Below are 14,381 nucleotides of genomic sequence, written 5' to 3'. Positions count from 1 at the left end.
CCACGGGGGTTGGATCACAGCGACGGCACAGGGGGTTCGGTGTTAGGTGGTCGCGATGCCTCTCGCAGCAGCGATGTCACCGTGACGCTCGCCGAGGCGGGCGGGGTGTGAGGTGTGGCGGGAGGACCGAAGGAGGGCTGGAAGTCCCGGACTGCCTGTTTGGTGAGCACGCGAGGCGACTCGCTTCCGCTCTGCGCAGCCTGAGGAGGATCGGGCTGGAGGGCGTCCGTGTGCGCGTCCGCTTCGGTGGCCTCGCTCTGTGCTTCGGTGCTCAGCTCAGTGAGTTCGGCTTCGACCCGGTCGAGTCGCGCTTTCGCGGCCTCGAGCGCGGCCGTGTGCTTGAAAGGCTGGCCGATGCGCTGCTCAGCTTCGTCGAGCAATTCCCGCTCTTGACGGATCTCCTCATAGAGACCTTCGACGATGCTGGGAAGTTGCGAGACCCGGTTCTCGAGTCGTTGCACGAGCCCCACGGTGGCGGAGAGGACTTGGTCGCGGGGCAGGGAGAAGCTGGTGCGGGGGAGCTGTTCGAGCGTGAACTGCACTTGGACATGCCCGAGTGATGAAACGGCGCGGCCATTGATCGTGAACCCGGAGATGCTGCCGAGAGAGCCGAGGTTCCGTTCGGCGTAGTTCGACAGGTACTGCAGGTTGTGCTCGCGCGCCCAGTACGCGATCGCTTCTGCCGCGTCGACGCGGGATGTGTGGGCGCGGTCCTTCACGGTCATCTGGAATCGGTCGCCGCTGGTGTCTTGGATGCCGGGGAGCGCACGTTCGAGTTCCGAAGCGTCGCTCTCCGCACTGATGATGAGCTCCATACTGCGAGAGCGGGTGTGGAGCAGCATCGACTGGTTCCGGGAGTGGGCGCGTTCGAGACGTTGCAGCTTCGTGTAGTCGTTCTGCGCGATGGACTTCTCGAGCATGAGCGGGTTCCCTGACGCGATCGCTTTCGCCTCAGCGGCGGAGAGGGCTGCGGAGTCGATCTCCTCGATCTCACGCACGTCGAGACTGCCGCGCATGATCTGCCCGATGAATCGCGCTTTGCGTTCGATGCCCTGCCACATGTACGAGTCGAAGGAACCCTCGGTGACGATCCGAGTGATGAGCACCTCAGCGTTCTGATTGCCCTGCCGAATCACCCGCCCCTCGCGTTGCGCGATATCGCTCGGCCGCCACGGGCAGTCGAGGTGGTGCAGAGCGACCGCCCTCGACTGCACATTCGTGCCGACGCCCATCTTCTCGGTGGAGCCGACAAGTACCGCGATGTGGCCGGAGCGTGCGGCGGCGAACAGGCGCGCCTTGTCGGTGTCGGTCTTCGCCTCGTGCATGAACCGGACAGCGCCGTCGGGCAGGCCCCGCGCGCCGAGCTGGGCGCGGAGTTCGTCGTACACGTTCCAGCGGTCTCTGTTGGGGGTGCCGAGGTCGCAGAACACCAGCTGCAGCCCGCCTTGGACCGGGGAGGTCTCACCGGAGGCGGGGTCGAGGAACTCCCGGCCGCGGTGCTGCTCCCAGACGCGGTAGACCATGTCGGCGGCGACATCGACCTTGGACGGCCCGGACGGGGTATCGGGGATGACGAGGCGCACATCGAGCGCGGCTTTGCGCCCGTCGGTGGAGACCTTGAGCATGTTGTCCTCATCCGGGCGCACCTGCTTGTGCTGGATCCGTGCGGCACGTTTAGCGATGTCGTCGATGTACGCCTGCAGCTCCCGGGTGGGGGCGAGCACCACCGTGTCGGCGGCGCGCTTCCCATCGGCACGCTCATGAATATCCGGCACGGGCAGCTGGAGGTCTTCGGCGGTCTTCACGTCCGCGAACACCGACCACAGGCGCAGCATCTCGGGCACGTTCTGGAAACGCGCGAACCGGGTCTTGAGCCGGAACGAGGAGCCGGTGGGAGACATCTCCATCTCGGTGACGGTCTCCCCGAACGTCGCCGCCCACGCATCGAAGTGCCCGAGGCCCGCTTCCTCCAGCAGGTCAGGGCGCAGGTAGCGCTGCATCACATACGCTTCGGTCACACTGTTCGCGATCGGGGTCGCCGTCGCCCCGGTCACAACCCGGTCGCGGCCGCGCCCCCGGAGCGATTCGAGCTTCAAGTGCAGGTCGCTGGCACGCTCGGAACCGTCGATTGCGGCGTCACGGATATTGGACTCGGTGGCGAGGTTCTTGTACATGTGCATCTCGTCGACGACGACATAGTCCACCCCGGTCGCCTCGAACGTGATCCCCGGATCGCGGGCGCGGTCCACGAGCCCCTTGAGCTTGTTCTCGGCCTGCAAGAGCCGCTTCTGGATGCGCTTCACGCTCATCCGATCCTCACCCTTCGCGGAGTCGTAGGCGGCCTTCAGGGTGATGACCTGTTGCTCGATGTAGTCGCGTTCGGTGGCGGGGTCGACGCGGATGCGCGCGAACGCGCCCTGGGTGAGGATGATGCCGTCCCAGTCGCTCGCGGCGGCCCTCGCGACGAACAGGCGTCGCCGGTCGGCGGTGAGGTCCTGACTGGACGCGGCGAGCACCCTGGCCCGCGGGTAGATCTGTAACCATTCGCGGGAGAACTGCTCGAGCATGTGATTCGGGACGACCAGCATGGGCTTCTGGATGAGGCCCATCCGCCGCATCTCCATGACGCCGGCGACCATTTCTGCGGTCTTCCCAGCCCCGACTTCGTGGAACAGGCCGCAGGCGGGCTCGGCGATCATGCGGGCGACCGCAGCACGTTGATGCGGGCGCGGGGTGAAGCTGCGGGCCATGCCGGGGAAGGTGAGGTACTCGCCGGCGCTGCTGTAATCGCGCAGCACGATCGAGTTGAAACGGCGGTTGTACTCATCGGCGAGGAGTCGGGCGCGTTCGGGGTTCTCCCACACCCATTCCGAGAACCGCTCCTGCAGCTGGTCGGCCTTCTCCTGCGCCGCGGTCGTCTCGACGGGGTTGAAGATCCGCACCGTGGTGCCGTCTGGGTCTCGGTGCTCGTCGTACACCTGGATGCGTTTCTGCTCCATCACCGACTGCACCAGATCCGGTGCGGGGCGCCGCTGGGTGCCCCATTCGCTGGTCGCGAGGATGCCCTGTCTGCCGCCGCGCACCTCCCACATGCCCGGCAGCGGGTTTTCCACTTTCACGTCCGGGGCTTTCAGGATCTCCCGCAGGAACTCCTCATGCGTGGCGGCGCTGATCCATACCGCTCCGAGCCGCGCCGCGATCTCATCCACCCCCAACGGCTCAGGCAGCACCGCTTTCAGCGCGTCGACGTTGCCCTGCAACTCCGGACGCTCCTTGACCGCGGACTCTGCGGCGTCGAGCTTGATGCGCACGTTCCCCGACAGGTACTCCGGGGCGTGAATGAGGTCCCCGGTGGCGGGGTCTTCGAACACATGCCCGGCAAGAGCGGCTCGCGCATCGGGCCCGTCGGTGCCGAGGAGTTCGGCGATGAGCTCCAGATCGACCCTGCCAGTGCGGTCGAGACTCACCGAGATCGCATCCGCCGGGCTCTCGACACCGCGCACAGGCGGGGTCGGGGCGACGACCCGGCCGGAGAGAATCGATGCGCCGGCCGCGGTCTGCTCCTGCTCATCGAACACCTCGAGCGCGACGACGAGCGGCCCGAACGGGTCGCCGCGCAGAATCCGCAGCGGAGTCGGCACGATCCTCGCGTGCGTGTCCTCCCCGGTGTCGGGGTCGGTGCGGCCGGTGCGGCGCAGCGTGTAGCGGTTCAGCGGCCCATACCGGGCCACGTACCTCTCGTACTGGTCACGCAACCGGGCGCGGGCGGTCTCGATCTCGTCGGTGTCGTCCCGGGTGGCTGCCTCCATCTCGAGCAGCTCGATCGCGCCGTCCCGCAACGTCAGCAGCGCCCGCAGCTCGACGGCGGCGGACTTGGGCACTTTCAGTGGCAGCGACTCCCCACTGGACACGACCCGGAAGGCGCCGTCGGGGGTGGTCTGGATGGAGCCGTCGAACAGGGCGGGGTCGGCGGCGACTCTGGCCGCACGTTCCTGCTCCTGCGCCGCCGTGGGCGGGGTGAAGGTCAGGCCGCGCTCGGTCGCGGAGGTGGTGATCTCGGTGAGTGTGTCGCGCAGCAGGCGGGGCACGCCGGTCAGGTCGGCGGTGACGCGGAGCGTCTGGTTCCCGTACATGCCCTGCCCGACCCGGAGCTCGCCGAGCACATGATCGGGCCGGTAGTCCGCGAAGTAGGTGTTGATCTTCACCCGTTCCCCGTCGATGGTCACGGGGGTGACCATCTCCCACACGTCGCTCGCGGGCTCCTGTCCGGGGTCGCGGCGACGGAACAGCAGCAGATCGGTGAGTGCCTCAGTGCCGGCTGCGCGCCGGTGCGCGCCCGTGGGGAGTCGCACGGCGCCGAGGAGGTCGGCGAGCTCGTTCATCTCCCGCCGCGCTGCCGGGTTCTGCGCGTCCATCGTCCAATGCGAGGTGAGCATCGCGACCACCCCGCCAGGCCGCGTCAGGTGCAGGGCTTTGACGATGAAATGGTTGTGCATCGAGTGCCCCGACGCATTATGTACTGGGTCGTGCAAAGTGACGTCCGCGAACGGCACGTTCCCCACCGCAGCATCAAACGATGCGGCCGGAGCTTTGGTGTCCGCGAACGATTCGGCACGGATATCCGCGCCAGGGTAGAGGCCCTGAGAGATCGCGGCCGTGAGCGGGTCGAGTTCGACCCCGACCATGCGGGCAGAGGCCGGGGCGAGCCCGATGAACGTGCCCGCCCCCGACCCGGGCTCGAGCACCGTGCCGCCCTGGAACCCGAGCCGAGCGACGCCATCCCAGATCTCCTGCACATAGGCGGGATCGGTGTAGTGGGCGTTGATCGTGGTGCGCGCTGCAGCCCGCCACTCCTGCTCGTCCAGCAGCCCACGCAGCAGGGCACGCTCGGTCACCCAGTCCGTGTTCTCCTCATCGAACACCTGCGGGATCGCACCCCAGCTGGACCAACGAGCCAGCCGTTGCTGCTCGTCTACGGTTGCTGGACGCTCTTCCGTGGTGAGGGTGCGGACGACGCGGATCGCATGGATGTTGGCCTCGAACCGGGCTTTCGCGCCCGACGGCGCGAGATCCTCCTGCGTACCAGGCTGAAACGCCACCGCGGATACCGCCGCCCCGGCAGGTGTGCCTGGGGTGGCGGGTTCCGCGGTGGTGCTTAGGAGCGGTGGTAGCGGCGTTCCGCCGCTTGGGCGAGGGTCTCCTGGTGCTCGCGGAGGAACTGGGCCGGGTACTCCGCTTCCAGGAGTGCCTGCAGGAATGTCACCGGCAGCATCCACTCCGCTGCCAGGTCGACCAGTTCCTCGGTCGCGGGCATCTGATCCTCCGGGGATTCTTGAATCCGTTCCGCCCAGGAGGTCAGCCAGGAGTCCGAGGTCCGATCCAGCTCCCACGCTTCCCGCGCCTCGGCCGGGCTCGTCTCCGGGGAGCTGATCCACACCAGCTCCGTCAAGACGATCTCCTCCGCCCGCAGTCTCGCCGCGCCCAGCCGTCCGACCTTCTCCAGGTAGCTCTCCCCGGCCCGGTCCTGCCCCGCCAACTGGACGGTCAGCTCGGTCACCTGCTCGTGCACCTGCTGGCCCAGCATCTGGAAGAACTCGTCCGGGTTCGGGATCGCTTCGACTCTCGTCGGCGCGTACCGGGTCCAATGGGTGCGTGCGAGCGTTTGATAGTGCGTCATCGTCTGCTCCTTCCTCAATCTGCCCCGGCATCTCCGCCGTGTCCGATACGGGCGGAACAGGGTCGGGGGTGGCTGCGCCGACCGTGACGGTCTCCTGCGCAGTGGTGTCGTCCAGCCCCCAAAGATCGAGTTCGACCTGACCGTACAGGGCCGGGTCGAGACGCTTGCGACGCGCCATCAGCAACTGCTCCCGGTATGCGGGAGCGGACTAGACACTTCCAGTGTACGCGGGCGCCCCGACACGCAGAAAGGGGCACCCGTCAGGGGAAACGCATTCAGAGAGCGCATGATCACCTCGCGGATCACAGAACCGGCAGGAAGGCAGCTGGTGGCGGTGCGGCCCGGGGTGCGGGGAGGAGCAGCACCGCCACCAGCAGTCGAAGAGGCCGTGGCCGCGTACGGTCAGAGGCCGACCGCGGCCGCAGGGGCAGGCTCCCGAGGCCCCGTCATGGTTGCCGTCGTCGCCGTGGGCGCTACCGCCGGCCCGGAGTCGGTGTGGCCGACAACCTGATCCGTGGATTCCTGCGCGGCCTGCAGTGCGGCGGCGATCGTGGTCGCCTTCTCCGCACTTGTGGGTTCCTTGCGGACGACCTCGTAGTCGGTGCGGGCGGTGTCGTGGCCGAGCTTCTTCGCCACGAACTCCTCCTTCTCCGCGCCCAGCTTGTCCCGGTAGGTCTTCACATAGCCCTCGGCAATGAACCAGTCATGCTTGCGGAACCTCGCGTACGCCTCTTCGGCGGCCTTGCGGTACTGGACCATGTCGTGGAACGTGGTCTCCAGCTTCGTGAACGACCCGTCTGTCTCGGCCCGGAAGTGCTCCTGCCCGATCTTCGCGTAGAAACGGGCGTCGCCTTTTCGGGTGTAAGTGCGTATCGGGTCGGACGCGATGAACCCGGACAAGGACTGCTGGGTATGAAGATCGGACATCAGGGGGACTCCTCACAAGATCAAACGGCACCACCTGCCGTCACCCACAGGTGCCCCGCACCTCCCACCCCGCACCGCGGAAACAGGAGAGTAGGTCAGGCCCCCTGCTGCAGTTGCTCTTCGAGGCGCGCGCGATCCGCCTTTAGCTCAGCCGCATCCGGCCGTGCGGTCCAGGGGCGGAGGTCTGCGACGATGGGGCGGGTCGTGCGCAGCAGGATCACCCCGGTCCCGAACGGGAGGGTGCGCAGCACGTCTGGGGGCAGGATCGGCACACGCCGGATCGACCGTTGCGAGGAATGCCCGCCATAGGCGTCCTGGGTGACCGAGTCGGTCTCCTCGTCACGTTCCCCGACCAGCTGCGACAGGTCGTGCAGGTCGCGGCTGTTCGATGCGCCCCCGAGGACGATCTTCACGATCGACGCATCCCAGATCGCGTTCGCCGCGTTCTCCGACCACTTCTCCCGCGCCTGCGCGAGCGACTGCAGCACCGGCATCGGCGTAATCCCCGTACCACCACCCTCCGCCATCAGCGTCGGCAGCGAAGGCAAGGGGGAGAGGTTTCCGATCTCGTCCAGCGCCATCAGCATCGGCGGATCCAGGCGCGCACCGGGGGAGCGGGCGGCGATACGTCGCGCCGTCTCCACCAAGTCCTCGATGAACGCGGCGACCAATGCAGCCGAGGCGCCCGCCCCGGCGCCGGTGGCGAGGAGGTAGAGGGTGCCTTTGGCGAGGAGGAACTTCTCCGGATCGAACTGCTCGTCCTCTCCCGGAGTGACCGCTTCGAGCACCCGCGGGTCGGCGAGGGCACCGAACGCGAGGGAGACGCCCTGCCAGATCGAGTCCCTGGTGCGCGGATCGGACTGGATCATCGAATCCAGCGAGTCCGCCCACCCATCCGCCGCCCCCGAATGGGATTGCAGGATCCGCACCGCATCCCCGGCCGTGGTCGGAGACTGCGCCCACTGGGCGACCGTGCGCGCGTCCCGCCCGTCGAGGGCGGCGGCGTGCAAGAGCGCCTGGATCGCCATGCGCGCCTTGCCCTCCCAGAAGCCACCGTTGTCGACCCCGCCGAACCCGATCGCCGATGCCAGCCCGGTCGCCCGGATCATCGCCGTCAACGGGTCCTGGCAGCCCCGCACCGGCGACCATCGCAGCCCCGACGGGATACCGGGTGCGAGCCGTTGCGGATCGAACACGGCCACCGGGCCCTTCTCTTTCCGGGCTGTGAGCGTCGCGGTGAGATTGTCTGGGCGGGTGCTCGTCGTGATCACTGCGCCGGGCGCATCCAAGATGGCATTCAGGACCAGATGCATGCCTTTCCCGGATCTCGGCGGCCCGATCACGAGCATCGAGTCCTCCACCGTCGCCCACACCTGCCGTCCCCGCGACGTGCCCAGCAGGTAGCCGACATCCGCCGCGGTCGCCTCTTTCAGCGAGGGGCGGAACGTGGATGCCCGCTTCACCAGCGACTTCGCTGACGCCGCCTGCGCGACCTCGGCCCCGGTCGCGGTTCCCTTGAGGCGTCGCGGGTCGGTGTGCTCAGCTCTCGCCCGCCACCGCAGCCACCCCCACACCGCCGGCCAGATCACCGCGGTCAGCATGACGGCAGCGACGAGCCAGAACACCACAGGATGCAGCTCATCAACTCCGAACGCCAGTCCCGGATGCAGGGGGTCGGTGAAGACGCCCAAGCCCGCAGCCAACCCCACCTCGGGAAGCAGCAGACCCGAAAGCCAGGCCGCGACGGTGCCGGCTGCGCGGAGGATCAGCGCGAACGCGAACCCGGCCACCATCAGTCCGATCCCGATGTTCAGGAGATGATCGTTGGCCGGTCTCGCCTGAGCCCGGTTCATGGCCGCACTCCCTGCCGGACGATCGTTCCCGACACCTCCCCGAACAGCAGCACATCCCGCACGTCGTCGGGGAGCCGCTCCTGTTCCAGGATCGCCCGCGCGAGCCCGTTACCTGCGGCAGAGGTATGCGCGACGATCACCAGCACCGCCACATCCTCACCAGGCACGAATCCCTGCCCGGCCACCTCCACCAGGGCTGGGCGCCGCACCGCAGGCACCGGCGGCGGCACCGGAGACGTGGCGGGCGGTGGCGCGAACCGCGACCTGGGCGGCGGCGGGGTGATGATGTCCGCGAACACGCGACCGTCCGCCTCGTGCACCTCCGCCCGGATCGGAGACCGTTTGTCTTCCGCGATCGCCGACAGCACCCGCCCGAGCGCATCCCTCTCGATCGGGCCCTGCATGAGCATCACCCCGTCGACAGTGACGATGATGCTCCCGTCTTCCTGGACAGCAGCGACCACCAGGGGTAGAGTCACAGGTACGGGCAGAGGCCCGGATTTCTGCGGATTTCTCCGCTTCCTCGGCATCGCGGTCAGCCCATCCTGGCGCGGGTATCGAACATCTCCAGTTCCGCTGGATGCAGTTGATGCTGGACGACGAAAGATCTCTCCTTGATCTTCCACAGGCCCTGCCCGGTGCCGAGCCCGGGCAGCAGTGAACGCTCTGTTCCGGTCATCCCGAGCAGCCGCCCGGTCGCCTCGATCTGATCCGACTCCTGCCGGTACACGATCCTGGTCTCGGAGTTCGCCAGCAAGCTCGACGCGAGCGCCCGCAGCATCGACCCCTGATCCCCGCCAGTCTCAAGATCGGTGACCTTGTGCACGATCAGCAGGTTCGCGATCCCGAAATGCCGTGCCAGCCGCCACTGCGCATCCATCCGCCGCAGCAGCGCGGCGTGCCCGATCAGCCGCCACGCCTCGTCGTACACCATCCACCGCTGCCCGCCCGCGGGGTCCTGCAGCGCGGACTCCATCCACGCTGAGCAGCACGTCATCAGAACCGACATCAACGTGTTCGACTCCGACACCCGTGACAGATCCAGCGACAGCATCGGCAGCGACGGATCGAACACCACCGTCGACGGGGCATCGAACATGCCCTTCAGATCCCCGTAGACGAGCCGCCGGAGCGCGTGGGCGACCATCCGCCCGTCTTCCTCGAGACGCGTATCTTCTCTCGTGTCGGGTGTGAGCATGCGCTCGACGACCATCGGCAGGATCGGCACCTCCGATGACGCCACCGCAGCACGCAACGCGATATCAATCGCCGTGTGCTCCACCGGCGACAACGGACGATCCAGCACCGTCTCCGCGAGCGCGCCGACGAGATCCCGGCGGCGAGCCGAGACCTGGGTCACCCACTCGGCATCTGAGAGGCCCGCCGCCCGGTAGCCCGCATCCAGCGGGTTCAGCCGTGCCGGGAGTCCATGCCCGAGCCGGATCGCCCGGCCCCCGACCGCCTCGGCGACGTTCGTGTGCTCACCTTTCGGGTCTGCCACCACATACACGCGCCGCCCGAACGCGATCGAGCGCGTGTAGAGGCTCTTCGCTAGTGCTGACTTCCCTGAGCCGACGATTCCCGCCAGCACCGTGTTCGGGGCGGTGATCAGACCCTGCTGGTACAGCCGCCACGGGTCGAACACGAACGACGCTGCCGAGTACAAATCCTGACCAACGAACACCCCCTCGCTGCCCAGGCCACCTTCCGCGAGGAACGGGTACGCGCCCGCGAGCGCTGCGGACGTGTCTTGATGCGTTGGAACATTGAAACGGCCCCAGGACCGTAACGCCGCCGGGCCCGGGTCGCCGGCGCGAGGCAGATACTGAGTGGAGCGAGCTTCTTCACGTTCCGCTTCGGCCTGAGCGCGCGCCGCAGCTCGACGCGAGTTGTCGGCCTGCAGACGTATCTGAGCTGCAGCCCGTCGACGGGCCGAACGAACTCGGCGCCGCTCCTTTGGGGGAGAGATCAAGGGTGACGCGTGCAGCGGACCAGAATCGGGGAGTGGCATACAAGGGCCTTCCGTGAGAACAACAAGTGCTCACACGAGGTGCCCCCGGCCTCCCTCTATCCTGGCCAGCTCACGTATACGTCGAAGCGGGCGCAGTTGCGAACTGAGCTAGCTGCGACTTTGACTTGGCGGACAGACCTCGCATCCAGAAGCACTTCGATCTGAGTCGACGCATGTCGATGCATGTCACGGGACTGAGGAGTGCTGAGTGGATCTCTGAGGCCGGTATCCGGACGCGTTCTAGCAAGCCGTCGAGCTCCGGCAAGTAGGGGACCTGAACTGATCCGTTCTCCCTCGCGATTGGGATCGTGAACCAGCGTTCCACCGCGTGATTCCGCCATTTCTGCGAGGCCCACCTGTGGATGACTACACCGTGATTCTCGACTCCACAGCGTCGGTAGCACATGAGTTAGCACACGGCATGAGCATCAATGAAGTTCGCGGCTTCCGCGCTACCCTCCAAAACGGGTAAGTTCGCGGTCATCTCTGGCATGGAGGAATTATCGATAAATTGTCGGTTCAACATGCCACGAACTGGCTAACGCTCTCTCGACCAGCAGGCTTGTGAGTATCATGATTACGAACGGGGCGATAACCAAGCAGCACAAGACGCGCCTGCGAGATCGTTCGACGCTATCACCCCGATTAGCCCGCCATAGCCTGATACGCCACGGGCCCTTTCACGCATCGAGTCACGGCGAGGCCTTGCGCCTGAACCTCGTCAACACGTCGTCGACGACGAGCTCTTCACGCTGTCGACCTGCGGGCCAGCGCCCGGGACAGGACCGTTGCAATGTCTGCCGGACGGTGGGTGGCGGACAGGACCTGAGCATCTACCTGATGTGTTGATGCGGGCCGCTTGTCCCATTCGGAGCGGAACCGTGCCAGCGCGCGCTGCACCTCAGCGTTCTCGGAATTTGCGGGGAAGCGTTCTGGCATCCAAGTCGGTTTCTCGCCGAGTATTTCCGTCACCAGTAGCGCCGCAGCACCCCCGTACCCTCCAGCAACGAATAGCTCTGCGCCCGCTGCGATGCTCAGCCGCGCTTCCTCGATTGTCCCCGGCTCTTGCCCCGCATAGCCTTGTAGTTTGCCCCCAACAACGACCCGCGCATCAGTGTTTTCAGCGATGTGCGTCCGCATCGCGGTGAAAGCGGCTGCGTCGCCAGCAGCATCATGCGCCTGTTCGATATTTCGAAGCGAGAGAGGGTTCCCGGCGCGGTCGATGCATGTCAGCTTCCCGAACTCGCCCAGGCGTTGTACGACCTGTTCGAGCCGTTCTATTGGAGTGTGTCGGGCGACTGGTTCTGCAAGCACGATTTCCAATGAGGCCGTCCGGTCTCTGAATCGTTGAATCTCATCGAGCAGGATCTGGGTATACCCGGTCTCTTCCAGGTGTCCGCCGTAGACAATGGTGCCACCGCCAAGGAACACGGCCCTCGCGGTTTCAGCGACGACCATGCGGCAATGTCGTTCGGAGAGTCCTAAAGCGGGAAGGTCTGCGCTCTCAGAGACAGAGAGGGCGATGCGTCGGTGGGCGAGAGCGTCGCGGGCGATCAGGGAGGGTTCGTTCACGACGGCAGTACTCCTCCTCGGGTGGCAAAAGTCCTCGGTGTGAGAATCTCGACCGAATCGGTAAACCCGGCAAGAGAACAGAGTGATTTCACCACGTCACGTTCCTGCGGCCCTAAGGGTGGGTCCGGGTGCATAATCCAGACGTGCTCGTCCCCTGGGTCTTCTCGTTGATGCACGCGGAGCCACTGCGTGAGTGTCACCGGTTCCGGCGCATGCACCGGCAGCCAATCAAACCCGTCGCTCTCGTGGTACACCCGTTGAGCTTCCCACAAGGCACGTTTCAGGGCTTCATCAACGAGGCTATTTAGAGCGGCAACGATTCCCCCTTCTGGGCTTTCAAGACTGCAGGGCACCGAGGGAACATGATCCATGAGGAAAGAGCCGCGGTCTTCCCCACCGGTCAGCGCATGGAGACACACGATCGGCACGTCAGCGGTTTTCGCGGTAAGTACTTCCCGTTGCGTCCATTCACGCCCCGCGTACTTATCGGTACGAACCATCAACAGTGCGGACCCTTCAGCGTTGCCATCGAGAACAGCCTCCCAATCATCACCAGCCTGGATGTCTTGCGCGTCAAAGAAATCATCCAAATGCGTCCTGCGAATCACATCACGTACTCTCTGAGCGATGTTCGCGCCACTATTTGCGTCAGTTTCAACCAGTGAGGAGTGTTTCGTGTGGCTAATGAACACGCGAATCTGAGACGTACCGGTGATCCACTGCGTGATCGCTTGGCTCACTTCCCGGCCGAGACTTCCCTGTTCGTGGAGCAACGCTCCGGTAAGCGCTTGTGTATCACCGAGGAGTTCCCCGATCCTCGAACTCGCCAGGTCGAAACCCTCTTTGAGGACGGTGTAGACCTTGACTTGTTCACGCGCGCCCAGTTCGACAATCTCCCTGATGTAGCGCCCCCATGCTGGATCATTCTTGAATGCGGTCGCGAGCTCGGCACCGACGTACACGATGATGACGTTGCGGTGGGCGGCCACAATACCGGGGGCGAGTTCGTCACTAATCCCCAACGGGCGCGGAGCGCCGTCCGCGCCCCATGGTGCGCTCCGCGCATACACTTCTACCGCACCGCCAGCGAGACCGGAAAACGCCGGGGAATGGTAATGGTCATCAAGTCGCGTGAAGAGTTGCTCTCCACCGAACTCTTCGGGGTGCCAGACCGCGAAAACGTCGAGGATGGGCGGTGCCACAGCCATGAAACTCTCCTTCAATCAGGACTCGGCCAAGTGTGAAGCGACTAGGGGCAGGAACGGTTGTTGATCATCAGATCAGAGGTCGACCCGGTAGCCGGATCCATGTCGTTGCGCCTGGCGACAGCGTCATCCACCCATCGCACAATCGTGCCATCGCTCGGAGCTGGTGGGTAGACCCTCGCGTACCCAGTGTCGACGCCGTCTTCTTGCGCCAGATTCAATGCGAGCCTTGGCGGGAGCTTCGGCATTGCCAAGTTCTGAGTACCGGGCAATTGCACTCCGATCAAACCTCCACGCTGGCTGTCCGTGAAATTGCGGAGCGTGGCAGCGATTTCCCAGTCCACATATCTCCTCGCCCAAGTGCACTGGCCCAGGAGCACCACGGTGCAGGAAGTGCCGGCGATCTTGTCCTCTCGAATTCGACGCATCACGTACTCACTGTCACCGCTTTCGATGTGCTCAGTGAAGTCGTCCCCGAGTTCGTGTAATCCGAGACTTCGTATCTCACTAAAGTACTGGCTGAACCGCCGAATCCAGATGTTCGCTTGGATCTCATCTGCCTGGTGGAATGAGATGAAAATCTTGCGTGCCATGACGTTTCCTTCCGCTAAAGGGCGCTACGTTCGGCCATACCGACTTCGCTGAGGTCTTGCAGACTCAGCTTCACTTCCGTGGGAGACTTTGCCCATCCCGGCACACTACTTCCATAGCTGACCCCTACCTCCGGGCACAAACGCTGATGAAGGGCAGGATCGTTCTGGATCGCAGGGATAAATCGCACCCAGTATCGTGGGTCCAATCCTTCTGATTGGGCTTTTGCTGCGAACCTAGCCCCTAAGATTGCAGCTTCAGGCGAGGCTTTGCCCTCCCATCCGGGAAGATCAGTCGAGAAGTTCAGTGTGGGGTTCCCCGAATGGGCCGACCAGTTAATTACGGCCTCGATCTCGTACACGCGCTGACCATTCTTCAAGAGGTAGAGGCCGACGGCGGCAAGCCATTTCTCCTGCACCCCGTGACAGACTTTCGCCGTAGAACCCGACGGAATTCCCGCTCCCGAAAACAAGACCTCCACTTGGTCGACCAGCGCCTGCGAACGCGTGTACGCATATGAGTAGGTGAACGTGCTCATCGTCGCT

At 65.3% G+C, this 14,381-nt stretch carries 10 protein-coding genes; all 10 read right to left on the bottom strand.

Annotation, left to right across the window (positions count from 1 at the left end; all coding sequences use genetic code 11):
* Positions 1-14 precede the first annotated feature (14 nt).
* Positions 15-5,099, bottom strand: coding sequence for a helicase (locus GMOLON4_RS04940; RefSeq protein WP_156892029.1), 5,085 nt, complete (start codon positions 5,097-5,099; stop codon positions 15-17).
* Between the two features lie 56 nt (positions 5,100-5,155).
* Positions 5,156-5,677, bottom strand: a complete 522-nt coding sequence (locus GMOLON4_RS04935) for a hypothetical protein (protein WP_026935697.1) — start codon at positions 5,675-5,677, stop codon at positions 5,156-5,158.
* Positions 5,678-6,079: 402 nt separating this feature from the next.
* Positions 6,080-6,604, bottom strand: a complete 525-nt coding sequence (locus GMOLON4_RS04930) for a single-stranded DNA-binding protein (protein ID WP_181244109.1) — start codon at positions 6,602-6,604, stop codon at positions 6,080-6,082.
* A gap of 95 nt (positions 6,605-6,699) precedes the next feature.
* A complete protein-coding gene (locus tag GMOLON4_RS04925; RefSeq protein ID WP_026935698.1) occupies positions 6,700-8,457 on the bottom strand; it encodes a type IV secretory system conjugative DNA transfer family protein in 1,758 nt (585 codons plus the stop codon).
* On the bottom strand, positions 8,454-8,921 hold the full coding sequence (locus GMOLON4_RS04920) for a hypothetical protein (protein WP_265576773.1): 468 nt from the start codon (positions 8,919-8,921) through the stop codon (positions 8,454-8,456). The genes GMOLON4_RS04925 and GMOLON4_RS04920 overlap by 4 nt, the downstream gene beginning before the upstream one ends.
* A gap of 71 nt (positions 8,922-8,992) precedes the next feature.
* A complete protein-coding gene (locus GMOLON4_RS04915; RefSeq protein ID WP_026935700.1) occupies positions 8,993-10,468 on the bottom strand; it encodes an ATP-binding protein in 1,476 nt (491 codons plus the stop codon).
* Positions 10,469-11,215: 747 nt separating this feature from the next.
* Positions 11,216-12,040 (bottom strand): hypothetical protein, encoded by an 825-nt coding sequence (locus tag GMOLON4_RS04910; RefSeq protein WP_026935701.1) that lies wholly within the window; start codon positions 12,038-12,040, stop codon positions 11,216-11,218.
* Positions 12,037-13,248 (bottom strand): TIR domain-containing protein, encoded by a 1,212-nt coding sequence (locus tag GMOLON4_RS04905; protein ID WP_026935702.1) that lies wholly within the window; start codon positions 13,246-13,248, stop codon positions 12,037-12,039. Before GMOLON4_RS04905 ends, GMOLON4_RS04910 begins: the two co-directional genes overlap by 4 nt.
* Before the next feature lie 41 nt (positions 13,249-13,289).
* A complete protein-coding gene (locus GMOLON4_RS04900) occupies positions 13,290-13,838 on the bottom strand; it encodes a TIR domain-containing protein (protein ID WP_051265887.1) in 549 nt (182 codons plus the stop codon).
* 14 nt (positions 13,839-13,852) lie between these two features.
* A complete protein-coding gene (locus GMOLON4_RS04895) occupies positions 13,853-14,374 on the bottom strand; it encodes a hypothetical protein (RefSeq protein ID WP_026935703.1) in 522 nt (173 codons plus the stop codon).
* Positions 14,375-14,381: the final 7 nt, after the last annotated feature.

The organism is Gulosibacter molinativorax, assembly GCF_003010915.2.
Lineage (GTDB): Bacteria > Actinomycetota > Actinomycetes > Actinomycetales > Microbacteriaceae > Gulosibacter > Gulosibacter molinativorax.
This window is presented reverse-complemented; position numbering and strand designations above follow the sequence as displayed.